Below are 24,346 nucleotides of genomic sequence, written 5' to 3' on the forward strand. Positions count from 1 at the left end.
TGCCTATGAAATTAAATGTGAATATCCCCAATCATCCTTACGATATTGTCATTGAAAAAGGGACTTTAGCTAAAGCTGGAGAATGGTTGGCAAGTTTATGGTCAGCTCAAAAGGTCGTTGTCATCACAGATAATCATGTGGCAAGTCTGTATGCTGAAACAGTTAAACGCAGCTTAGAAGTTGCTGGCTTTGAAGTGTTTGTATTTGATTTTCTGGAAGGGGAAGCTAGTAAAAATTTAACAACGGTCAATAAAGTTTATGAATTTCTCGCTAAAGTAGGGATGACCCGCAGTGATGGTATTGTTGCCTTGGGTGGCGGTGTGGTCGGTGATTTGGCTGGCTTTGCAGCTTCAACTTATATGCGAGGCATTCATTTTGTACAGATACCGACGAGTTTGACGGCTCAGGTAGATTCTTCGATTGGTGGGAAAACAGGAGTCAATACGCCGTGGGCTAAGAACATGGTGGGTACTTTTACTCAGCCGGACGGAGTTCTGATTGACCCAGATGTTTTAAAAACTTTAGGACAACGTGAATTGATTGAAGGCATGGGAGAGGTCATCAAGTATGGTTTGATTGAGGACGTGGAGCTATGGCAGGAACTGTCTGACATGTATGGTAGTCCAGAATCCATTTTGGAGCATGCAGAAAGTATCATCTATCATTCTTGCAATGTCAAACGAAAGCTAGTAGTGGAAGACGAACTTGACAATGGTGTGCGCCTTTATCTAAATTTTGGACATACGATTGGTCATGCAGTGGAGGCGACTGCTGGTTATGGCAAAGTCATGCACGGAGAAGCCGTGGCTATTGGCATGGTTCAAGTAGCATACGTAGCAGAAAAAAAGGGGCTGATGCCTAAAGGAATTACCACAGATATTGAAAAAATGTGCTGTAAGTTTGGTCTTCCGACCGATTATCAACCTTGGCGACAAGAAGAGCTCTATCATGCCTTACTTCATGATAAGAAAGCTCGTAGAAAGACAATCAAATTAGTCATTGTTCCAGAATTAGGCAGGACTGCCATTCATCAGATTCCTTTAGAAGAGATGAAAGATTATTTAGAAAAGTAAGTGCTAAATAGTAACAACAGATGAGGTAACGGAATGAGATATTTAACTGCTGGGGAGTCACATGGACCGCGTTTGACAGCTATCATTGAAGGAGTGCCAGCTGGGCTTCCTTTGACAGCTGACTATATCAATGCAGAGTTGAAACGCCGTCAGGGCGGATATGGTCGTGGAGCTCGTATGAAAATAGAGAGTGACAAAGTGGAAATTACTTCTGGTGTTCGGCATGGGCGAACCATAGGGGGACCGATTACACTCAATGTGGCCAATCTAGATCATCAAAAATGGTTGGACATCATGAATGTAGCAGATGTGGAGGACAAGAAAAAAGAGCTGCGCAAGATTACTAAACCTCGTCCGGGTCATGCAGATTTGGTCGGAGGTATGAAATATCGTTTTGATGATCTGCGTAATTCATTGGAGCGCTCTTCTGCGCGTGAAACGACCATGCGGGTTGCGGTGGGAGCTGTTGCTAAGCGTCTTTTAGAAGAAATCGGAGTTGAGGTAGCTAGTCATATCGTAACTTTCGGTGGCATTGACATTGAGGTTCCGGAAAATCTGACCGTTTCTGAAATCAAGAAACGTGCTCGTCAGTCAGAAGTTTCGATTGTCAATCCAGAATGTGAAGAGGAAATTAAAGCCTATATTGATCAGATAAAGAAAGATGGTGACACGATTGGTGGAATTGTTGAAACCATTGTCGGTGGTGTGCCAGTCGGGCTTGGTTCCTATGTTCAATGGGATAGAAAACTAGATGCTAAAATTGCTCAAGGAGTGGTTTCTATCAATGCATTTAAAGGTGTGGAATTTGGAGTTGGTTTTGAAGCAGGGCGGCTTAAGGGCAGTCAAGTGATGGATGAAATAATCTGGTCTAAAGAGGATGGATTTACTCGTCGCACCAACAATTTGGGCGGTTTCGAGGGCGGTATGACCAACGGAGAACCTATTGTAGTGCGCGGAGTGATGAAGCCGATTCCAACTCTCTACAAGCCACTTATGAGCGTTGATATTGAGACACATGAGCCTTATAAGGCAACGGTGGAGCGAAGCGATCCGACAGCTCTTCCAGCTGCTGGTGTTGTTATGGAAGCTGTTGTTGCAACAGTGCTTGCAACTGAGGTTTTGGAGAAATTCTCTTCAGACAATCTGAAAGAATTAAAAGAAGCCGTTCAACAACACCGCGATTATGTGAAAGGATTTTAATGCTCACCTATATTTTTACAATGACTTTGGTCGGAATTTTTGCAGGAATTTTGGGCGCTTTATTAGGACTTGGAGGCGGAATTGTTATCACGCCTGTACTCACTCTCTTATTTGGGGTGGACATTAAGTATGCGGTAGGAGCCTCTATTATTGCAGTTTTAGCGACTAGTTCAGGGTCTGCGATTGCCTATCTCAAAGATGATATGCTCAATCTGCGAATTGCCATGTTTTTGGAAATTTTTACGACTTTAGGAGCTTTTGTAGGCGCTATGTTATCAGTGATAACAGATTCACAAGTCCTTTTCTTACTTTATGGCGCTCTCATGCTCTTTCAAGCATTTAATATGTACCAGAAGATTCATGATAAAAAGGACAATCAGAATGTGAGTCACAATGATGCTATCGCAGAGAAATTAAATCTCGGTGGTGAATATTTTGACAAAGGTCTCAATCAAACAATCAAGTATCAAGTGACCAATGTCCCCGGTGGCTCTGTTGTCATGTTCTTTGCAGGTGTTATGTCGGCGCTTTTAGGAATTGGTGCGGGTGCTTTCAAAGTATTGGCCATGGATACTGTTATGAAAATGCCTTTAAAAGCTAGTTCAGCAACTTCTAACTTTATGATGGGAGTGACAGGAACGGCTTCAGCTATCTTTTACCTTTTTATAGGACAAATCAACCCGGTATTGGTTACACCAATCGCCTTGGGTGTTTTAGCAGGTTCTTTCATCGGAAGCCGCATCATGCCTTATGTACCTGTAAAAGTATTGCGCTGGATTTTTCTAGTCGCTTTATTAGCTCTGGGTGTGCAGATGTTTATACGAGGTATGCAATGACAGATAAAATGCAAAAAGAAGAGCTGGATTTGGTCATGGGGAAAATTCTTCGCATAGGAATTTTTCTCTCCATTCTTTTTATGTTTATTGGCTTGGTTCTTTACCTTTTTAGTGGTCAGCAGGTCATTTCTTTAAAAAATTTGGAACAGTTTAATCCAGTTGCCTATGTGAAGAGCCATTCCATTTTTGATGCAGTGACGTTTATGTTACTAGGGGCTTTTATGCTTATTTTGACACCGATTTTTCGAGTGATTTCAACTTTTATCATTTTTGTCAAAACAAAAGATAAAATGTATACGATTTTCACAGCGATTGTTATGGTTATTATTTTAGTATCGATTGTTCTGGGATTTATCGTTGAGCCAAAGTAAGGAGTAAGCATGGTAAAGAAAGTTATTTATATTGCGGGTCTTGGTTTGATTGGTTCTTCAATCGCACTTGGAATTCGACGTGATCATCTAGACTATACTATATTAGGTTACAATCGTGGAGAAGAATCCCGAAAAATTGCCCTTGAAAAAGGCATGGTAGATCAAGTGACCAATCAGTTTGCTGAATTTGCTCCTCTGGCAGATGTGATTATTCTTGCTGTCCCTATCAAGCAAACCATTGAGTTTATCAGGCAATTAGCAACTCTAGATTTGAAAAAAGATGTGATTATCTCAGATGCAGGCTCTACCAAAGCTGAAATTGTAGCTGCTGCTGAAGAAGCTCTAAAGGAAAAAACTATTCGATTTGTAGGTGCTCATCCGATGGCTGGTAGTCATAAGTCAGGTGCTAGTGCAGCAGATATAAATCTCTTTGAAAACGCCTATTATATTTTTACTCCGTCTCATTTGACGAAAGAAGGCACGATAGCAGAAATGAAGAATCTCTTATCTGGTCTGCATGCTCGCTTTATCGAGATTGATGCCAAAGAGCATGACCGGGTCACCAGCCAGATTAGTCATTTTCCGCATATCCTCGCTTCTAGTCTTATGGATCAAGCCGCTGCCTATATTCAACAGCACGAAATGACGCAGCATTTCGCTGCTGGGGGATTTCGTGATATGACACGGATTGCAGAAAGTGAACCGAGCATGTGGACTTCGATTTTATTGACAAATCCAGATGCTATTTTAGAGAGGATAGAGGATTTTAAGAAGCGATTGGATACTATTTCACTTGCTATTCAGAATAAAAATGAAGATGTGATTTGGAATTTCTTTCAGCATGGTCGCCAAGTGCGAAAAGCTATGGAAATTCATAAACGAGCAGGTGTGGATAGCTTTTATGACATTTTCATCAATGTTCCCGATGAAGAAGATGCTGTTTTAGGAGTGTTGGAACTTCTAAGGGGAACATCCATTGTCAATATTCACATTAACGAAGAAAATCGCGAAGATATTAACGGAATTTTGCAAATTACCTTTAAAAATCGCGAAGATTTGGAAAAATCTGCTAAAATAATAAGAGAAAAGACACATTATCAAGTCTTTTTAGATTAAGGAGGAAAACTATGTCAAATATTTATGATTTAGCGAATGAATTAAGCCGTACTCTACGTGACCTTCCTGAGTACAAAGCCGTTGTCGAAAGCAAAAAAGCAGTAGATGCTGATAGTGAAGCAAAGAACCTTTTAAAGGACTATCTAGCTTTCCAACAAGAACTGCAAGCTATGGCGCAATCAGGTCAAATGCCAACGCAAGAAGTGCAAGACAAGATGAAGTCGTTTGGGGATAAGATTCAAGGCAATCCTGCCCTGACTGAATTTTTCAATAAACAACAACAATTATCTATTTACTTGGCTGATATTGAACGCATCATTTTTGATCCAGTTCAAGAACTGTTGAAATAAGGTTATGATTCAAGCTGGTGCAAAATTAGCCCAGCTTTTTATGTGCATGAAATCCATAGGAGAAGAAAGGATTCAACAAATTAGCGAGAATTTTCTGAATATTTCCACTAAATACTTGTTTTTTACTAATTTCTGAGTATAATGAAATGTATCAACTAGACAGATTTTCAGTTTAATGGTGAAGCTGAACGGTGTATTTTATGGAGGTGCTTTATGTCACGTAAAATTGCGATTATTGGTATGGGAAATGTTGGTGCCGCAGTCGCGCATGGTCTGATTGCGCAAGGAACCTTTGATGATTATGTGTTGATTGATAAAAATGAAGCGAAAGTCAAAGCAGATGCACTTGACTTTCAGGACGCCGCAGCCAATTTGAATCATCACGCAAATATTATTGTTAATGATTATCAGGCGTTGGCAGATGCGGATGTGGTGGTGTCAGCACTGGGCAATATCAAATTACAAGATAACCCCAACGCCGATCGATTTGCTGAATTACCCTTTACATCCAAGGAAGTTCCTTTTGTCGCTGAACAATTGAAAAAAGTTGGATTTACAGGGATTATCATTGTTATTAGTAATCCAGTAGATGTCATTACTAGTCTTTATCAACACTATACTGGTCTGCCTAAAGAGCGTGTTATTGGAACGGGAACGCTACTGGACACAGCTCGTATGAAACGTGCAGTTGGTGTTCGCTTTGGTGTCGATCCTCGAAGCGTTTATGGCTACAATCTTGGAGAACATGGAAATTCTCAATTTACAGCTTGGAGCCAAGTACGGATAAAAGGGCAACCGATTTCTACATTTGCTTCGGTCGAGGAGTTGGATGAAATTGCTCTAGAAGCCCTTAAAGGAGGGCATACCGTCTTTTATGGCAAAAAATACACATCTTATGGTATTGCGAGCGCAGCTATCCGTTTAGCAGTAGCCCTTGTATCGGATTCGCATGAAGAATTGCCAGTATCAAATTATTATCAGCCATTAGACACCTACCTGAGTTATCCAGCGATTGTAGGACGTGAGGGAATTCTTGAGCAAGTCAAACTTAGTTTAACGGAAAAAGAGGAAGAAAAATTAGCGTATTCTGCACAATTCATCAAGCAAAAATTTGCAGAAAGTTTATAATTCTAAGAGGGTGAGGAAAAGCTGAATTCAACGAAATGAAGCTTTTTCCCCGCTCTCTTTTGTTTCCCTCCTTTTTTTATGGTACAATATGTAAAAAGAATCAGGTATGAGGTTTTCTATGCAGTTACGTACAAATGCAAAGGGGTTAGCTGGTTGCATTCGTGTGCCAGGTGATAAGTCTATTAGTCATCGATCGATTATGTTTGGTAGTTTGGCCAAGGGAGTGACAACGGTTCACGATATTTTGCGTGGTAAAGACGTCTTATCCACCATGCAAGTTTTTCGTGATTTAGGTGTTCAAATTGAAGATGACGGCAATGTAGTAACGATTCATGGAGTGGGTTTTGCTGGTCTTCAAGCGCCGACAAACAAACTGAATATGGGAAATTCTGGAACCTCCATTCGCTTGATTTCAGGTGTATTAGCTGGGCAAGATTTTGCGGTGGAAATGTTTGGCGATGATAGTTTATCTAAACGTCCTATGGATCGCATAACGATTCCTCTTCGTCAAATGGGGGTGCAAATCGCTGGACGAACCAATCGTGATTTGCCACCGCTCACCATTCATGGGAATAAGAACTTACAGCCCATTCATTATACCTTGCCTGTGGCATCTGCTCAGGTTAAATCTGCTTTGATATTTGCGGCTTTACAAGCTCAGGGCGAGTCTGTCATTGTGGAAAAAGAAATGACCCGCAATCATACAGAAGATATGATTAAACAATTTGGCGGTCAGATTTCTGTCAATGGAAAGGAAATCCGCGTTCAAGGCGGACAAGAGTTTACTGGACAGAATGTGCTGGTGCCAGGAGATATTTCTAGTGCGGCTTTCTGGATAGTAGCAGGACTTATCATTCCCAATTCTAAGATTATTTTGGAAAATGTTGGTATCAATGAAACACGGACTGGCATTTTGGATGTTGTTAAAGCTATGGGTGGAAATATAAACTTGTCTAATATAGACAGAGTTGCTAAGTCCGCTACCATAACGATAGAGACGTCTGAATTAGTTGGCACAGAAATTGGCGGAGAAATTATCCCACGTTTAATTGATGAATTGCCAATCATTGCACTTCTTGCCACGCAAGCTAAGGGGCAAACGGTGATTCGTGATGCAGAGGAACTAAAAGTAAAAGAAACAGACCGTATCCAAGTTGTGGCAGATGCACTAAATAGCATGGGGGCTGATATTACTCCGACAGAAGACGGCATGATTATCAAAGGGAAAACGTCTCTTCACGGTGCTAAAGTTCATACATTTGGCGACCACCGAATTGGCATGATGACGGCTATTGCAGCTCTTTTGGTAAACGACGGTCAAGTCGAGTTGGAGCGCGCCGAAGCTATCAATACGAGCTATCCAAATTTCTTTGCTGATTTGGAGGACTTACTTCATGGCTAAGATTTTGATTGGTTTCATGGGGGCTGGAAAGTCAACGATTGCTAGCTTGCTAGATGAAAATTTTATCGATATGGATGAGCTTTTGTCAGAGAAACTGGAAATGCCGATTAAAGAATATTTTGAGCAGTATGGCGAAGCAGCTTTTCGGCAAAAAGAAAGTGAATTATTAAAAGAATTGCTACAGTCAGAACAAGTCATCTCAACCGGTGGTGGCATCATCAGCAATGCTCAAAACCGCGAGTTGTTAAAGCAGAACGCTGAAAATATTTATTTAAAAACAGATTTTGAAACGCTTTACCAGCGTCTTGAAGAAGATCAAGCTCACCAGCGCCCACTTTATTTGAACAATAGCAAAGCTGATTTGAAAAATCTTTTCGAGCAACGTCAGACTTGGTATGAAGAAGTGGCTACAAAAGTTATTGATGTGACTACTTTGACGCCTAAACAAATCGTGGAGGTGTTGCAATGAGAGTTGGATTTTTAGGTCCGAAAGGGTCTTTTTCTCATCATGTGGCGCAAGAAGCATTTCCAACAGATACATTGGTGGCTTTTGAAAATATCACGGAAGTTGTCAAAGCCTACGAGACAGGCGAAGTGGATTATTCTGTAGTGCCAGTTGAAAATTCAATTGAAGGAAGCGTTCATGAAACATTGGACTACCTTTTTCATCAAGCAGCCATTCATGCTGTGGCAGAAATCGTCCAGCCAATCAAACAACAATTATTGGCAACGGCAGCTGATAAGCCAGTAGAAAAAATCTTTTCTCATCCGCAGGCAATTGCGCAGGGGAAAAAATATGTTCGCCAGCATTATCCACAAGCTAAAATCGAAATAACAGCTAGCACAGCTTATGCGGCTCGTTTTGTGGCTCAGCATCCAGAAGAAAATTATGCAGCCATTGCGCCAAGGAGTGCAGCTAGTGAATACGGTCTGCAGATTATTGCAGAGAATATTCAAGAAATGGCTGAGAATTTCACCCGTTTTTGGTTGCTGGGACAGTCGATTCCGACTTTGTCATTATATCCTAAGGAAAAGAAAATAACGCTTGCTTTGACTTTGCCAGACAATTTGCCCGGTGCTTTATACAAAGCTCTTGCAACTTTTGCTTGGCGGGGAATTGACTTGACAAAGATTGAAAGCCGCCCGTTGAAGACCGCTTTGGGAGAATATTTTTTCATTGTGGACATCAATAATGAAAAAGAGGATTTAGTGTCATTTGCGATGAAAGAGTTAGAAGCGATTGGCATTACTTATAAAATTTTAGGAAATTATACCGTTTATACTATTTCAGAACAGTAGATTGGAGCAATCATGGGTAAAAAATCAGATAATCTCAGCCACCATGAGCAGTTGAGACTGGACTATCTTTACAAAAATATCCATTATTTAAATGAACGCGAGAAAAAAGAATATCAATATCTTCTGAGAAAGCAAGAAGGAGACCAAAGAGTAGAATCAGCTCGTGAATCGAGAGGTACCTTTTCTGACCAACAAGTACCTGAGAATTTTGGTTACACCGAGCAGGGACTCCCTCAATATCCAGAGAGAAGTCGCCGTAATAAACGAGCTAAATCAGAGCACATACCAACTAATGTGGCTGAAAGTGTTGTAGAAAATATACCCAAGCCTAAAAAGGAAAAACGGCATAGAAAAATACGTGTGAAGCGGATTCTAGCTTGGCTTGCTTTAATTTTGGTTCTCATTGTAGGGGGCATGTTGTTCATGTTTATAAAAGGCTTGAACACTTCAAAAAGCAATCCAAATGCCAAAGCTGCCCAAACAGAAGTCTTTAATGGGAAAGATACCAAAGACGGTGTGAATATACTTATTTTGGGTACAGATGGACGAATTGGTCAATCTTCTTCTGAAACGCGGACAGATTCGATTATGGTCTTAAATGTCGGTGGAAAAAATAAAAAAATGAAACTCGTCAGTTTCATGAGAGACACGCTCGTTCACATTGATGGAGTCAGTCAAGGTTCTGGTTATGATCAAAAGTTAAATGTAGCATATGCCATTGGAGAGCAAAATAACAATCAAGGCGCTGAATTAGTACGTCAAGTGCTGAAAGACAATTTTGATATTGACATTAAGTATTATGCGTTGGTTGACTTTTCGACCTTTGCGACAGCTATCGATACCCTTTTCCCAAATGGTGTTGAAATGAATGCGAATTTTTCAACTATCAATGGTGAAAAAGTGAGTGAAGTACAGGTGCCGGACGACCTCAATATGAAAGACGGCGTGGTTCCAGAGCAGACGATTAAGGTTGGCAAACAGCGAATGGACGGTCGCACGCTTTTGAATTACGCGCGTTTTCGTAAAGATGACGAAGGAGATTTTGGACGCACACGTCGCCAACAAGAGGTGATGAGCGCGATTATTCAGCAAATCAAAGACCCAACGAAGCTTTTTACAGGCTCTGAAGCGCTTGGCAAAGTATTTGCTTTAACCTCGACCAACGTTCCGTATAGTTTTTTACTAACGCACGGCTTGTCTTCTCTTACCAATGCTCGTAATGGTGTTGAAAAGGTGACCATTCCTGAAAATGGAGATTGGATAGATGCCTATGATATGTATGGCGGTCAAGGACTGTTAGTTGATTTTGAAGCCTATAAAGAAAAATTGGCACAACTTGGACTCAGATAAATGATAGAATAGAAAGTGATAATTCTGTCGCTTTCTTTTTTTGGGAAATGGCAGAGCTGATAGAAAGAGAAATATATGTTAAAAAAGAATGATGTGATAGAAGTTGAAATTGTGGATTTGAGCCATGACGGTGCAGGAGTAGCTAAGGCAGAGGGGCTGGTTTTCTTTGTAGAGAATGCTCTGCCTACGGAACGTATCCGTATGCGCATACTGAAAGTCAATAAAAAAATTGGTTTTGGCAAGGTAGAAGCCTATCTGACGAAATCCCCTTATCGAAACGAAGATGTTGATGTGGCTTATCTGAGGACAGGTATTGCTGACCTTGGGCATCTAAAATATAGTGAGCAATTGAAATTTAAAACCAAGAAAGTTAGAGATAGTCTTTACAAGATTGCTGGAATTGCAGATATCGAAGTGGCACCAACCCTTGGTATGGAGCACCCACTACATTATCGAAACAAAGCGCAGGTTCCTGTTCGCCGTGTCAATGGACAGCTAGAAACGGGATTTTTCCGAAAAAATTCGCACGATTTAATGCCAATTGAGGATTTTTATATTCAGGATACAGTTATTGACCAAGTCGTTTTGGCAGTGCGGGATTTGCTGCGTCGTTTTGACCTAAAACCTTACGATGAGAAAGAGCAATCTGGTTTGATGCGCAATATTGTGGTTCGTCGTGGACATTACTCTGGTGAAATCATGGTTATTTTAGTGACAACTCGTCCGAAGATTTTCCGTGTAAATCAGTTAATTGAACAGTTAGTTGTGCGATTTCCGAATATTAAATCTATCATGCAGAATATTAACGACCAGTCAGGTAATGCGATTTTTGGGAAGGAATTTCATGTACTGTATGGACAAGATTATATTACTGACCGCATGCTGGATAATGACTTTCAAATTGCTGCCCCATCATTTTACCAAGTCAATACAGAGATGGCAGAGAAACTGTATCAAACGGCGATTGATTTCGCTGAGTTGAGTACAGAGGATATTGTAGTGGATGCCTATTCGGGAATTGGCACTATTGGATTGTCAGTTGCGAAACACGTCAAAGAAGTCTATGGCGTAGAGGTTATCCCTCAAGCAGTTGAAAATAGCAAAAAGAATGCTGAGCTAAACAGTATTAGCAATGCCCATTATGTTTGTGATTCAGCAGAGAATGCTATCAAAAAATGGTTAAATCAAGGTATAAAACCTAGTGTCATCATGGTTGATCCGCCACGTAAAGGTTTGACTGAAAGTTTTATCAAATCAAGTGTCAGCATGAATCCAAAGAAAATCATCTATATATCTTGTAATGTAGCCACTATGGCGCGTGACATCAAGCTCTATCAAGAACTGGGGTACAAACTCACAAAAGTTCAGCCCGTGGATTTATTTCCAATGACGCATCACGTGGAGTGTGTAGTGTCGCTACAACGAAGCAAAGAGTGAAAATCCTTTATTTTAAGCCCTTTTTCAAGCATATCGTCTTGACGAGTGAGGGTGATCAAATCCGAATACAGACACGATAAATACATCGAGCATTACTATCTGGGATGATGTGTTCGTCTATACCTCGCAGGACGAAGAAAAAGGCAGGTTTTTGGAGCTGAAAGGAAAAGGCTATCGAAGTGGTATTCAATGTTTGCGATGTCGAGGACGTGCTGTTAGAGCTGTTCAAGCGTATCATTGGAGCGTAGCAATCAATAAGCTTGCGGTTTACACAAACTTGCCATTCCCTATGAGAGTTTGGACATAGAGAAAATGAAAAAGGGGGACGTAATGGAATACAGATAAAAGATAGTCATGTTATGAATTTCATTGAATGGTTCACAAATATATGGCATAATATGTGAGTATGTAAATTGCTAAATTATAATTTAGAGGTGTAAAATGAAATACAAAGAGTATGGATTAAAAAATAAAGATATTATAATTTTATTACACGGTGGTGGTCTTTCTTGGTGGAATTATATAGATGAAATAGGCTTGCTTGAAGATGAATTTCATATTGTTATTCCTATACTAGATGGACACTCAGACAGTGATACAAATTTTATTTCTATTGAAAATAATGCTTCAGAAATAATAAATTTTATAAATGAGAATTATAATGGAAAAGTAAAATTGATTGGAGGATTATCATTAGGAGGACAAGTATTGTTAGAAATATTATCTAGGAATCCCAATATATGTGAATATGCTGTTATTGAAAGTGCTTTGGTGATTCCAATGAAGTTTACTTATAAAATGATAGAACCGATATTTAATTTAACATATGGTTTAACTAAAAAAAGCTGGTTTTCAAAATTACAGTTTAAAAATTTAAAGATAAAAAATAGTTTATATGATTTATATTATGAAGATACTTGTAAAATTTCAAAAAATAATTTAATTGCTTTTATGAAGTCAAATTCTAGTTATGAATTAAAAGATACTTTATCACGTACTAGAGCAAAGGTTCTAATACTAGTTGGGAGCAAAGAAAGATCTATTATGAAAAAATCGGCAGTTAAAATTGCTGAATTAATACCAAATAGTGAACTTGAAATATTACAAGGGTATTATCATGGAGATATTAGCATAAATCATGCAGATGATTATGTTGAAAGAGTAAAGAGATTAGTTCGTTAAATTCCAGTTTAGCAATTTCATATCCTACGCAAAAAGCGGTTACTCCTTTGAAAAATCCCTAGTCAATTATCAAAATGATACTTGGACTAGAGAAGATATGGCTAAAGCAACAGAAAAAGTGGCTAAGAGAATTGTGGATTATATTTTTGAATTGTAAAATTTACTTTTCTAATGCTGAAGTGCTGGCATAAAATAAAAATATTTTGATTTATAGTGTTGAGAAGTTCTTGTTTCTCCTTTATGGAAATAGTAGAGAATGCCATGTGGGTATGGTATAATATGATTGTTGCGAGTCAGAGCTATTCTAACAGAAGGAACATTCAGAAAGTGAGAAGAATGGCAATATCAGCAGTTATTCCTTGTTATTATGAAGAAGAGACGATTCCACTGTTTTATGCAGAAATGGAAAAAATAGAATCACAGATGAACGAAGAGTTTGAATATATTTTTGTTAATGATGGTTCACAAGATAGACTTTATAAATTCTACGCGACCTAAATCAAGTAGATGAACATGTTCATTATCTTTCTTTTTCAAGGAATTTTGGAAAGGAAGCGGCTCTTTACGCAGGTCTCAAATGTGCAACTGGTGATTGGGTGACCGTCATGGATGCAGATTTGCAAGATCCTCCGGAACTTTTACTCACAATGAAATCCATGCTGGATAAGAACCCTGATTTGGATTGTGTGGGAACACGATGGACAACTCGTGATGGAGAGCCTCCGATTCGTAGCTTTTTTGCTAAGATGTTTTATCAATTAATCAATAAAATTAGTCAAGTTGAAATGGTGGATGGTGCGCGTGACTTTCGTCTCATGCGCCGACAAATGGTAGATGCCATTTTAGATGTTTCTGAATACAATCGTTTTTCCAAGGGAATATTTGCTTAGGTTGGTTTTGATACAGAGTATTTAGAATATAAAAATATCAAAATGATTGTAAGTAGCAAAAAAATTAAAAAACTGCAAGCGTTTTAAAGAAAAATCGGAAAAAGGATTGATAAAAACGAAAAGGTAGTATAGAATGGATTTATTGAGAAATAATATATTAAAAGGAGTCGTTATATGAACTACAAAGAAGTTTATGAACAATGGCTAAACAATGATTTCTTCGATGAAGAAACAAAAGCTGATTTGCTGTCTATTCAGGATGATGAAGCTGAAATCGAAGATCGATTCTACAAGGGTCTTGAGTTTGGGACAGCTGGTCTTCGTGGGAAATTGGGTGCTGGTACCAACCGCATGAATAAATACATGGTAGGAAAAGCAGCCCAAGCATTAGCTGAAACCTTGAAAGACCATGGTGAAGAAGCGATTAAAAGGGGTGTTGCAATCAGTTATGATGTCAGATATAAATCAAAAGAATTTGCTGAATTGACTTGCTCTATCATGGCTGCTCATGGAATTAAAACCTATATTTACAATGGCATTCATCCTACACCAATGTGCTCGTATGCAATTAGAAAATTGCACTGTAAAGCAGGAGTCATGGTAACGGCTAGTCATAATCCACAAGAATACAATGGCTATAAAGCGTATTGGGAAGAAGGTTCACAGATTTTAGATGACATTGCAGGACAAATTGCAGGTCATATGGATGAAATTGTGAATTTTGAAGACATCAAGTCCGTTCCTTTTGAAGAAGCCTTGGAAAGCGGTCTTGCAAATTATATTGATCTATCTGTTGAAGAAGATTACTACCAAGAAGTTCTCAATTTAACGATCAATGAAGATGTTGATAAATCTATCAAAGTTGGCTACACTCCTTTGAATGGTACAGGAAATATTCCTGTCAGAGAAATTCTGAAGAGAAGAGGATTTGAAAATATTTTCGTCGTAAAAGAACAAGAATTTCCTGATCCAGATTTTACAACAGTTGGTTATCCAAATCCAGAATTTCCCAAAGCATTTGCTTACTCTGAAAAGCTTGGAAAAGAAAATAATTGTGACATTTTGATTGCCAATGACCCAGATTGTGACCGTGTTGCTCTGGAAGTAAGAGATGCGAATGGCGATTATATCTTTTTAAACGGAAATAAGATCGGTGCTTTGCTTGCTTATTACATCTTCTCTCAACGTTATGCCCTCAACAATTTGCCGGAAAACCCTGTCATGGTGAAATCTATCGTTACAGGTGATTTATCTAGAGCAATTGCAAAGAAATATGGCATTGAAACAGTTGAGACTTTAACTGGATTTAAAAATATCTGTGGAAAAGCCAATGAATATGAACGCACCAAAGAAAAAACTTATGTGTTCGGTTATGAAGAAAGTATTGGCTTCTGTTATGGAACTTTTGTCAGAGACAAAGATGCTGTCAGTGCTTCTATGATGATCGTGGAGATGGCTGCTTACTTTAAGAAACAGGGTAAGACTCTGTTAGATGTTTTAAATGATATCTATGCAGAATTTGGATTTTATAATGAAAGACAGGTTTCGCTTGAGCTAGAAGGTGTAGAAGGTCAAGAGAGAATCGGTCGCATGATGGAAGAATTTAGAGAACATCCGTTGACAACAGTTGGAGCAATGGAACTTGAAAAAGTGATTGACTTTAAAGATGGCTATCTTGATTTTCCAAAACAAAACTGCTTGAAATATTACTTTAAAGATGGTTCATGGTATGCACTCAGACCGTCAGGTACAGAACCTAAAATCAAACTATACATCTATTCAATTGGTAAAGACGAAAAGGAAAGTGTTGAAAAACTCGATCTCATTGAAAGGGCTTGCCGAGAAAAAATGGATAGCGTGAAATAAGCACATATAAAAAACTTGAAGCGCTCTTTTGAGAACTTCAAGTTTTTTGCTTTTTAAAGACTGGTCGAATGTTTTGGCTGTATTTTTTGGTCGGGATAGATATAGTTCATAGCATTGTTGATAGCTGTAGGAGCTTCGCCTAGTCCTGTGGCTATCAAATCAATCTTTCCGTCGTAACTACAGCAATCTCCAGCAGCATAGATACCTGCGACAGAAGTTTCTTGTTTGCTATTGACGATAATCTTGTGGCGATTGAGTTCTAGTCCCCATTTTTTTAAGTTTCCAACAGATGATTTGAAGCCATAATTGACAAAAAGCTGATCAAGCGGCAAGAGCTCTGTTTCATTGCTTTTCACTTTAGTAATCTCAAGATGAGTGAGTTTGTTTCCATCGCCTATAAGTTGACTTGGGACAAATGGTGTTTTAATCGTGACAGTAGAAGCTTTTAGCTCATTGACACTGTGTTCTAAAGCACGGAAATTATCCCTGCGGTGAATGATGCTGGTCGGTGCAATCTTATCAAAAGCCAATGCCCAATCAACAGCAGAGTCACCACCGCCTAGAACAACAATATTTTGCCCAGCGTATTGATTGATATTTGACACGTGATAGTGAATGTTTTCAAATTGGTCTACATTTTCTAGCTCCAGCGGACGTGGTTTAAAAGCACCACCTCCCATAGCAATCAAAATGGCTTTTGAGATGTGTTTTCCTTTGCTAGTTGTTAAGGTAAATAATTCATCGTTTTTTTCAATATCTAATACAGTCTCATTGAGATGTATGCTTGTTTCAAATGTTTTTACTTGATCAATCAAACGCTTAATCAATTCCTCACCTGTTAGATTAGTAAAACCAGGAACATCCAGAATTTTCTTTTCAGGATAGAGAATGGCTGGCTGTCCACCGAGCTGAGGCAGCGAATCAATCAAACTTACTTTTGCTTGACGCATATGAGCATAAAAAGCAGCAAAAAGACCCACAGGTCCCCCACCAACAATCGTAATATCAAAAATTTCAGACATGATTTCTCCTTAAAATAGTAACGTATTTCTATTTTATCACAAAATGAGGAAAACGATAGAGAAATTGTGTTAGGACACGTGAATTATGTTACAATAGTTACAGATTATATTATTAAGGAGACATACATGCAAGCAGTTGCACATTTTATTGAAACATTTGTTCCAGAACATTATGATATTTTTTTAGATTTGAATCGGGAGCAAAAAACATTCACAGGTAAGGTCAGCATTAGCGGGGAAGCAAAGGGAGAAAAAATCTCTCTTCATCAAAAGGATTTGACAATCCAATCCGTTGAGGTAGCTGGCGAAGCTCGTCCTTTCTCTGTAGATAATGAAAATGAAGCAGTTTACGTTGAGCTTGGTCAAGCAGGAGTTGTTGAAGTAACGCTGACTTATACGGGTAAAATTACAGATAATATGACGGGGATTTATCCTTCTTACTATACCGTTGACGGAGTCAAAAAAGAAGTTCTTTCTACTCAATTTGAAAGTCATTTTGCACGTGAAGCCTTTCCAAGTGTAGATGAGCCAGAAGCAAAAGCTACGTTTGACCTTTCTTTGAAATTTGACCAAGAAGTAGGGGAAGTCGCACTTTCAAACATGCCAGAAGTTGATGTAGAAAATCGAAAAGCAACTGGCATCTGGAAGTTTGCAACGACTCCTCGCATGTCGTCTTATCTTTTGGCGTTCGCGGCTGGTGATTTACAGGGTGTTACAGCAAAAACGAAGAATGGTACCTTGGTCGGCGTGTACTCTACCAAAGCTCACCCTGCTTCAAACTTAGAGTTTGCCCTAGACATTGCAGTTCGCTCTATTGACTTTTATGAAGAATATTATGGGGTGAAGTATCCAATTCCTCAATCTCTGCATGTAGCTTTGCCAGACTTTTCTGCAGGAGCTATGGAAAATTGGGGCTTGGTCACTTATCGTGAAGTTTATCTTTTAGTAGATGAAAACTCAACTGTTACAAGCCGTCAGCAAGTAGCTCTTGTGATTGCTCACGAATTGGCTCACCAATGGTTTGGTAACTTGGTTACAATGAAGTGGTGGGATGACCTTTGGCTCAATGAAAGCTTTGCCAACATGATGGAATATGTCTGTGTGAATGCCATTGAGCCAACATGGAACATTTTTGAGGATTTCCAAACAGGTGGTGTCCCTCTGGCTCTAAAACGGGATGCGACTGACGGTGTTCAATCTGTCCATGTGGAAGTCAAACACCCAGATGAAATCAATACCTTGTTTGACCCAGCGATTGTTTATGCTAAAGGAAGTCGTCTTATGCACATGCTTCGTCGTTGGCTTGGTGATGCAGCATTTGCTAAAGGTTTGAATGCTTATTTTGCAAAACACCAATACAGTAATACGATTGGTCGCGACTTATGGAATGCTCTCGGTGCAGCTTCAGGGCGTGATGTGGCAGCCTTCATGGATTCGTGGCTAGAACAACCAGGCTATCCTGTTTTGACAGCGATTGTGGAAAATGACACTCTCAAAATTTCTCAAAAACAATTCTTTATTGGAGAAAAAGAAGAAAAAGGTCGTCTATGGGTTGTACCGTTGAATAGTAATTGGACTGGTATCCCAGATACCCTAGAAACAGAAACGCTTGAAATTCCAAATTATACAGCTCTTGCAGCTCAAAATGAAGGAGCACTTCGTCTTAATACGGAAAATACAGCGCATTACATTACTGATTATCAAGGCGAATTGCTAGACAATATTTTGGCAACTATTACGGACTTGGATAATACAAGTAAGTTACAAGTAGTACAAGAACGTCGTCTGTTGGCTGAAGCTGGTTCTGTTTCATTTGCAGACTTAATCCCAGTTATCGAAAAATTGACCAATGAAAAGTCTTATCTTGTAGTATCTGCTGTGAAGGCTGTACTAAATAGCTTGCGGACTTTTGTAGACGAAGGAACAGAAACAGAGGTTGCTTTCAAGAAATTACTCGTTAAGCTGAATCAAGCTAACTTTGACCGACTTGGATTTGAAGCGAAAGACGGTGAAACAGACGAAGATGAATTGGTTCGCCAAATTGTTGTAGCGAATATGATTGCGGCTGATGATGAAAAAGCGAGTCAAAAAGCTAGCCAAATTTTTGAAGCACATCAAGAAAACTTGGAAAAACTTCCAGCAGCCACTCGTTTGCAAATTTTGATTAACCAAATCAAACACCATGAGACAGCAGAATTGACTGATAACTATCTAGCAACCTACATTGCAACGGTTGATGGTAACTTCCAACGTCAATTGGCTTCGGCTCTGTCTTATACGAAGAGTGAAGCAACATTGACACGTCTTTTAAAAGAATGGAAAAATAAAGATGTTGTGAAGCCACAAGACTTGGCCATGAGTTGGTATTTTACTTTCTTACAACATGATTTTACTCAGGGAACGATTTGGACTTGGGCGCGTGAAAACTGGGATTGGATCAAGGCAGCTCTCGGTGGAGATATGAGCTTTGATAAATTTGTCATTTATCCAGCAAATGCTTTCAAGACGCATGAACGTTTGGCAGAATACAAAGCTTTCTTTGAACCGCAATTATCAAATCTGGCTATCAGCCGTAACATCAGCATGGGAATCAAAGAAATTTCCGCTCGTATTGATTTGATTGACAAAGAAAAAGCAGCTGTTGAAGCAGCAATCAAAGCAGCAGTATAGCAGTATAACAGTATAAAAGAGAAAAGGTTGAATGATAATGTCAGCCTTTTCTTATTGCATTTTGCTATTTTATTAAAAAAGTGATAGTTTTTGAAAGAAAATGCTTGACTTTGAAATAAAATGGTGTATAATGAATCTGTAAACGATTGCAGGAAGGGGTGGAATTATTTTAAAATCAGAGCGCAAACAGGTGATTTTAGAAGAAATCAATCGTCATCAAGTTGTTTCTCTGGATAGCTTAGTTCGTTTGTTAAATACGTCTGAATCAACAGTGCGCAGAGATTTAGATGAATTGGAAGATGAAAGAAAACTGCGTCGGATTCACGGTGGAGCAGAAAGTATTCATTTTCTTCAAGAGGAAGAAAGCAATCAAGAAAAATCTATCAAAAACGTTCAAGATAAATTACGAATTGCTCAAAAAGCAGCGGAATTGATACAAGAACAGGATGTCATTTTTATTGATGCTGGAACGACAAATGAATTGTTAATCAATGAGCTTTCAAGCAAACATATGACGGTTGTGACCAACTCCATTCACCATGCTACAAAATTAGTTGAGAAAAACATTCCAACGGTTATTATCGGAGGGGTTGTCAAAAGCTCAACGGATGCTAGTATCGGGGGGGTTGCTTTGAACCAAATCGGTCAGTTGAATTTCAATAAAGCTTTTATTGGTATGAATGGGATTGATGAAAATTTCTATACAACGCCTGATATGGAAGAAGGAGCAGTCAAGCGAGCGATTCTTGAAAACGCCAAACAGACTTATATCTTAGCTGACGCCTCAAAAATCGGTCAGACCTCTTTCGTGAAAGTCGCACCTATCAAACGTGCAAGTATTATTACCAGTGCTTGTGCCAGTGAGCAATTGGAAAAGATAAAAGAAAAAACGGAGGTTATTGAAGTATGATTTATACTGTAACGCTTAATCCTTCTATTGACTATATTGTCCGTTTGGATAAGGTCAATGTTGGAAGCGTGAATCGTATGGGGAGCGATGATAAATTTGCTGGTGGCAAAGGCATCAACGTCAGTCGTGTGCTCAAACGTTTGGGAATTGACAATACAGCGACTGGCTTTATTGGTGGCTTTACTGGAAAATTTATTACTGATACCTTGGAAAATGAAGCGATTGCGACCAAATTTGTCCAAGTCTCAGAGGATACGCGTATCAATGTTAAGATTAAAGCAGATGCTGAGACAGAAATCAATGGAACGGGTCCGACTGTCTCACCAGAGCAATTGACAGCATTAAAAGATATTCTTTTAGGGCTGTCAGAGAAAGATACAGTTGTCTTTGCAGGGTCAAGCAATAAAAATTTAGGCAATGTTGTCTACAAAGAGCTGATTAGCCTGACGAGACAAACTGGAGCACAAGTCGTTTGTGATTTCGAGGGACAAACACTTATTGATTCACTAGAGTTTCAACCATTATTGGTAAAACCAAATAATCATGAACTGGGTGATATTTTCGGAGCGAAGCTGGAAAATTTGGATGAGATTGAGAAATACGCTCGTGAAATTCTAGCTAAAGGTGCGCAACATGTTATTATTTCTATGGCAGGCGACGGTGCGCTTTTGGTAACAAAGGACGGAGCATATTTTGCGAAACCAATCAAGGGGATCGTAAAAAATTCTGTTGGAGCTGGTGACTCAATGGTTGCAGGCTTTACTGGCGAATTTGTCCGTTCAGGAAATGCTGTTGAAGCCTTCAAATGGGGAGTAGCTTGCGGAACAGCAACGACTTTCTCTGATGACTTAGCGACAGCTGATTTCATTAACGAAACATATGAAAAAGTAGAGGTGGAAAAAATATGAAAATTCAGGATTTACTGAGAAAAAATGTGATGTTGCTTGATTTACAAGCAACTGAAAAAACAGCTGCTATTGATGAAATGATTCATCGTTTAGTTGACCGTGGTTATGTGACGGATTTTGAAACATTCAAAGAAGGAATCTTGGCTCGTGAAGCTTTAACCTCAACAGGCTTAGGGGACGGAATTGCCATGCCACACAGCAAAAATGCCGCAGTAAAAGAAGCAACCGTTCTTTTTGCAAAATCAAACAAGGGTGTGGATTATGAAAGTTTAGACGGGCAACCGACAGATTTGTTCTTCATGATTGCTGCACCAGAAGGAGCGAATGATACTCACTTGGCTGCACTTGCAGAATTGTCCCAATATCTGATGAAAGATGGATTTGCAGATAAACTTCGTCAAGTGACTTCACCAGACGAAGTGATTGCGTTATTTGACCAAGCGTCTGATAAAGCAGCAGAGCCCGCAACGGTAGCACCAGCAACCAAAGATGGTGATTTCCTTGTTGCGGTAACAGCATGTACAACAGGAATTGCGCATACTTATATGGCGCAAGAAGCTCTTCAAAAGGTAGCTGCTGAAATGGGAGTTGGTATCAAGGTTGAAACCAACGGTGCTAGTGGTATCGGAAACAAACTGACCGCAGAAGATATTCAAAAAGCAAAAGCGGTTATTATTGCGGCTGATAAAGCTGTAGAAATGGATCGATTTGACGGCAAGCCATTGATTAACCGCCCGGTTGCTGATGGTATTCGTAAGACAGAAGAGTTGATTAACTTAGCACTATCAGGAAAAGCAGAAGTGTATCATGCAGCCAATAAAAAAGCTGCCTCCTCTTCAACAAATGCAGCAGGTGGATTCTACAAACACTTGATGAGTGGTGTTAGCCAAATGCTTCCATTCGTTATCGGTGGTGGTATCATGATTGCGGTGGCATTCTTGATTGACCAAGCAATGGGAGTGCCAAAAGATCAATTAGCAAATCTCGGTACTTATCATGAGTTGGCAGCAATGTTTAAGAATATTGGTGGTTTGGCCTTTGGCTTTATGCTTCCTGTACTGGCTGGTTATATCGCTTATTCTATCGCTGAAAAGCCAGGTTTAGCACCAGGTTTTGTAGCAGGTAGTATGGCTTCAGCAGGTCTTGCTTTTGGTAAAATTCCATTTGCAGCAGGCGGGAAAGCAACTCTTGCACTTGCTGGTGTACCTTCTGGTTTCCTTGGAGCTCTAGTGGGTGGTTTCCTTGCAGGTTACGTTGTAAACTTCCTTAAAAAAGCCTTGAGTGGTCTTCCAAAATCACTTGAGGGTATCAAGTCCATTCTACTTTATCCACTTTTAGGTACATTGCTAACTGGTTTCTTGATGCTGTTGGTAAATATTCCAATGGCCGCTATCAATACTGGCTTGAATAGTTTCCTAGAAGGCTTATCTGGTAGTTCAGCTGTCCTCCTTGGACTCGTTGTAGGTGGTATGATGGCTATTGATATGGGCGGTCCTTTCAACAAAGCGGCTTACATCTTTGGTACAGGAACTCTTGCTGCAACTGTTTCAACAGGTGGTTCAGTTGTAATGGCAGCAGTTATGGCTGGTGGTATGGTTCCACCTCTTGCAGTCTTTGTCGCAACCCTTCTATTCAAAGACAAATTCACCGAAGAAGAACGCAATTCAGGTTTAACAAACATTGTTATGGGTCTCTCATTCATCACGGAAGGTGCTATTCCATTTGGTGCTGCTGACCCTGCCCGTGCCATTCCAAGCTTTATGGTTGGTTCAGCTTTAGCAGGCGCACTTGTCGGCATGGCTGGTATTAAACTCATGGCACCGCACGGAGGTATCTTCGTTATTGCACTTACTTCAAATGCCTTTCTCTATATCATCTTCATCTTGATTGGCGCAATTGTAAGTGGTGTGTTATTCGGAGCGCTTCGCAAACCATTGAATAAATAATGATGAGTTTCATCGTTCTAGGAGTTGGAGAAAAATTCTCCAGCTCCTTTTTTAATCTAAAAGAAAGATTGAAAGGAGATGATTTTCATACTGATTAAAATAGTCAGGCGCTGGAAAATATGTTATAATTTTAATAACGCATATTTTGAGGAGAAATGAAATGGAATTACAACGCGAAAAAGAATTTGTCAGTCAATATCACTATGACGCACGTAATTTAGAGTGGGAAAAAGAAAACGGAACGCCAGAAACGAAAGTGGATGTCAATTTTCAATTATTAAATCAAGATCAAGAAGGACAAGTGACTTCTATCGTTGTAATTGTGAGCTTTATGATTGTCTTTGATGCTTTTGTAATTAGTGGAACAATCTCACAAGTCAATCATATTATGGGACAAATTGTCAATGAGCCAAGTGAATTTGAGCAGGACGAAGTAGAACAACTTGCTCGTCCAAGTTTGTCCGTCTTAAATCGTTTGACCTATGAAGTAACAGAAATCGCCTTGGATTTACCAGGTATCAATTTGGAGTTTTAATGCATGAAATTAGCCGTAATTACTGATTCGTCAGCATATTTGGATAGCAAAGTCATCGAAAATGAGCATTTATTTATCCTAGATATTCCCGTTAGTATAGACGGGGTTGAGTATATTGAAGGAAAAAATCTTTCTGCTAGTGAATTTTATCGAAAAATGGCAGCTTCTAGTGAATTGCCAAAAACGAGCCAACCGAGTATTGCTAGCTTAGTAAATATCCTTTCTTTAGTAGAAGGACAAGGTTATACTCATGTCATTGGTTTGTTTTTATCGAGTGGAATTTCTGGTTTTTATCAAAATATCCAGTATTTGAAAGATGAATTTCCAAGTTTGGAAATTGCTTTTCCGGATTCAAAAATCACAAGTGCGCCACTTGGAATGATGGTGGAGCATATTTTGAACTGGGCTGAACAAGGGTTAGCGTTTGAGCAAATTCTGAGCAATCTTGACGTTCAAATCAAGGGAATTGGCGCTTTTATCATGGTAGATGACTTAAATCATTTGGTAAAGGGCGGCCGTTTGTCGAACGGCGCTGCAATTCTGGGAAACTTGCTCAGTATCAAACCAATTCTTTACTTTAATGACGAGGGCGTCATCGAGGTTTATGAAAAGATTCGTACCGAGAAAAAAGCTACGAAACGCCTGATTGAGATTGTCAAAGAGCAAACTGCACAAGGAAATTACCAAGTGATGATTATTCATGGAAATGCACTGGAAAAAGCAGAACATTTACATCAATTATTGTTAGAAGCTGGTGTTTCCGGAGAGGTTCCGATTGCGACATTTGGTAGTGTGATTGGAACTCACCTGGGTGCTGGAAGTATTGCCTTAGCTTATATTCCGATTATTTAAGGA

At 39.4% G+C, this 24,346-nt stretch carries 21 protein-coding genes and 1 pseudogene; 21 read left to right on the forward strand and 1 reads right to left on the reverse strand.

Annotation, left to right across the window (positions count from 1 at the left end; translation table 11 throughout):
• Positions 1 to 5: 5 nt before the first annotated feature.
• From aroB to HMPREF2984_RS08245, 15 genes and pseudogenes are all read left to right on the forward strand, one after another.
• Positions 6 to 1,073, forward strand: coding sequence for a 3-dehydroquinate synthase (aroB, locus tag HMPREF2984_RS08175; RefSeq protein ID WP_049534348.1), 1,068 nt, complete (start codon positions 6 to 8; stop codon positions 1,071 to 1,073).
• Positions 1,074 to 1,106: 33 nt separating this feature from the next.
• Positions 1,107 to 2,273, forward strand: a complete 1,167-nt coding sequence (gene aroC / locus HMPREF2984_RS08180) for a chorismate synthase (protein WP_049534350.1) — start codon at positions 1,107 to 1,109, stop codon at positions 2,271 to 2,273.
• The gene (locus HMPREF2984_RS08185) at positions 2,273 to 3,109 is read left to right on the forward strand and encodes a sulfite exporter TauE/SafE family protein (protein ID WP_021001859.1); all 837 of its coding nucleotides are present in this window, start codon (positions 2,273 to 2,275) and stop codon (positions 3,107 to 3,109) included. Before aroC ends, HMPREF2984_RS08185 begins: the two co-directional genes overlap by 1 nt.
• Positions 3,106 to 3,480 carry a DUF1634 domain-containing protein gene (locus HMPREF2984_RS08190; protein WP_021001858.1) on the forward strand — a complete coding sequence of 125 codons (375 nt, stop codon included), beginning with the start codon at positions 3,106 to 3,108 and terminating at the stop codon, positions 3,478 to 3,480. Before HMPREF2984_RS08185 ends, HMPREF2984_RS08190 begins: the two co-directional genes overlap by 4 nt.
• A 9-nt stretch (positions 3,481 to 3,489) precedes the next feature.
• Positions 3,490 to 4,596: a prephenate dehydrogenase gene (locus HMPREF2984_RS08195; RefSeq protein ID WP_021001857.1), complete on the forward strand. Its 1,107-nt coding sequence runs from the start codon at positions 3,490 to 3,492 to the stop codon at positions 4,594 to 4,596.
• Positions 4,597 to 4,607: 11 nt separating this feature from the next.
• Positions 4,608 to 4,946, forward strand: a complete 339-nt coding sequence (locus tag HMPREF2984_RS08200) for a YlbF/YmcA family competence regulator (RefSeq protein ID WP_003029032.1) — start codon at positions 4,608 to 4,610, stop codon at positions 4,944 to 4,946.
• Positions 4,947 to 5,159: 213 nt separating this feature from the next.
• A complete protein-coding gene (locus HMPREF2984_RS08205) occupies positions 5,160 to 6,074 on the forward strand; it encodes an L-lactate dehydrogenase (protein WP_049534356.1) in 915 nt (304 codons plus the stop codon).
• 118 nt (positions 6,075 to 6,192) lie between these two features.
• Positions 6,193 to 7,476, forward strand: coding sequence for a 3-phosphoshikimate 1-carboxyvinyltransferase (gene aroA / locus HMPREF2984_RS08210; protein WP_059220870.1), 1,284 nt, complete (start codon positions 6,193 to 6,195; stop codon positions 7,474 to 7,476).
• A complete protein-coding gene (locus HMPREF2984_RS08215; RefSeq protein WP_049534361.1) occupies positions 7,469 to 7,945 on the forward strand; it encodes a shikimate kinase in 477 nt (158 codons plus the stop codon). Before aroA ends, HMPREF2984_RS08215 begins: the two co-directional genes overlap by 8 nt.
• Positions 7,942 to 8,775, forward strand: a complete 834-nt coding sequence (gene pheA, locus HMPREF2984_RS08220) for a prephenate dehydratase (protein ID WP_049534362.1) — start codon at positions 7,942 to 7,944, stop codon at positions 8,773 to 8,775. The genes HMPREF2984_RS08215 and pheA overlap by 4 nt, the downstream gene beginning before the upstream one ends.
• 12 nt (positions 8,776 to 8,787) lie before the next feature.
• Positions 8,788 to 10,125: an LCP family protein gene (locus HMPREF2984_RS08225; RefSeq protein WP_021001854.1), complete on the forward strand. Its 1,338-nt coding sequence runs from the start codon at positions 8,788 to 8,790 to the stop codon at positions 10,123 to 10,125.
• Between the two features lie 75 nt (positions 10,126 to 10,200).
• Entirely contained in the window at positions 10,201 to 11,562 is a 1,362-nt protein-coding gene (rlmD, locus tag HMPREF2984_RS08230; protein WP_070671068.1) for a 23S rRNA (uracil(1939)-C(5))-methyltransferase RlmD, read from the forward strand.
• 441 nt (positions 11,563 to 12,003) lie between these two features.
• On the forward strand, positions 12,004 to 12,744 hold the full coding sequence (locus tag HMPREF2984_RS08235; protein WP_059220865.1) for an alpha/beta fold hydrolase: 741 nt from the start codon (positions 12,004 to 12,006) through the stop codon (positions 12,742 to 12,744).
• A 336-nt stretch (positions 12,745 to 13,080) separates the two neighbouring features.
• A pseudogene (locus HMPREF2984_RS08240) lies at positions 13,081 to 13,631 on the forward strand (glycosyltransferase family 2 protein); the annotation flags it as partial.
• 177 nt (positions 13,632 to 13,808) lie between these two features.
• Positions 13,809 to 15,500 carry a phospho-sugar mutase gene (locus HMPREF2984_RS08245; RefSeq protein WP_070671070.1) on the forward strand — a complete coding sequence of 564 codons (1,692 nt, stop codon included), beginning with the start codon at positions 13,809 to 13,811 and terminating at the stop codon, positions 15,498 to 15,500.
• A gap of 53 nt (positions 15,501 to 15,553) precedes the next feature.
• Here the strand turns inward: HMPREF2984_RS08245 and HMPREF2984_RS08250 are convergent, their stop codons facing one another.
• On the reverse strand, positions 15,554 to 16,522 hold the full coding sequence (locus HMPREF2984_RS08250; protein ID WP_070671072.1) for an NAD(P)/FAD-dependent oxidoreductase: 969 nt from the start codon (positions 16,520 to 16,522) through the stop codon (positions 15,554 to 15,556).
• 126 nt (positions 16,523 to 16,648) lie between these two features.
• Here HMPREF2984_RS08250 and HMPREF2984_RS08255 point away from each other — a divergent pair, with 126 nt between their 5' ends.
• The 6 genes from HMPREF2984_RS08255 (at position 16,649) to HMPREF2984_RS08280 (ending at position 24,343) form a co-directional block, all read left to right on the forward strand.
• Positions 16,649 to 19,192, forward strand: coding sequence for a M1 family metallopeptidase (locus HMPREF2984_RS08255; RefSeq protein WP_070671074.1), 2,544 nt, complete (start codon positions 16,649 to 16,651; stop codon positions 19,190 to 19,192).
• 166 nt (positions 19,193 to 19,358) lie between these two features.
• Entirely contained in the window at positions 19,359 to 20,102 is a 744-nt protein-coding gene (locus tag HMPREF2984_RS08260; protein WP_070671076.1) for a DeoR/GlpR family DNA-binding transcription regulator, read from the forward strand.
• On the forward strand, positions 20,099 to 21,010 hold the full coding sequence (pfkB, locus tag HMPREF2984_RS08265; RefSeq protein ID WP_070671078.1) for a 1-phosphofructokinase: 912 nt from the start codon (positions 20,099 to 20,101) through the stop codon (positions 21,008 to 21,010). The genes HMPREF2984_RS08260 and pfkB overlap by 4 nt, the downstream gene beginning before the upstream one ends.
• Positions 21,007 to 22,956 carry a PTS fructose transporter subunit IIABC gene (locus HMPREF2984_RS08270; RefSeq protein ID WP_070671080.1) on the forward strand — a complete coding sequence of 650 codons (1,950 nt, stop codon included), beginning with the start codon at positions 21,007 to 21,009 and terminating at the stop codon, positions 22,954 to 22,956. The genes pfkB and HMPREF2984_RS08270 overlap by 4 nt, the downstream gene beginning before the upstream one ends.
• Before the next feature lie 160 nt (positions 22,957 to 23,116).
• Positions 23,117 to 23,491 (forward strand): DUF1149 family protein, encoded by a 375-nt coding sequence (locus tag HMPREF2984_RS08275; protein WP_003024043.1) that lies wholly within the window; start codon positions 23,117 to 23,119, stop codon positions 23,489 to 23,491.
• Between the two features lie 3 nt (positions 23,492 to 23,494).
• Complete coding sequence (locus HMPREF2984_RS08280; protein ID WP_003029214.1) at positions 23,495 to 24,343, forward strand: DegV family protein; 849 nt, start codon at positions 23,495 to 23,497, stop codon at positions 24,341 to 24,343.
• The last annotated feature ends 3 nt before the right edge of the window (positions 24,344 to 24,346 follow it).

The sequence above is a fragment of the Streptococcus sp. HMSC066E07 genome, from assembly GCF_001814695.1.
Lineage (GTDB): Bacteria > Bacillota > Bacilli > Lactobacillales > Streptococcaceae > Streptococcus > Streptococcus hominis.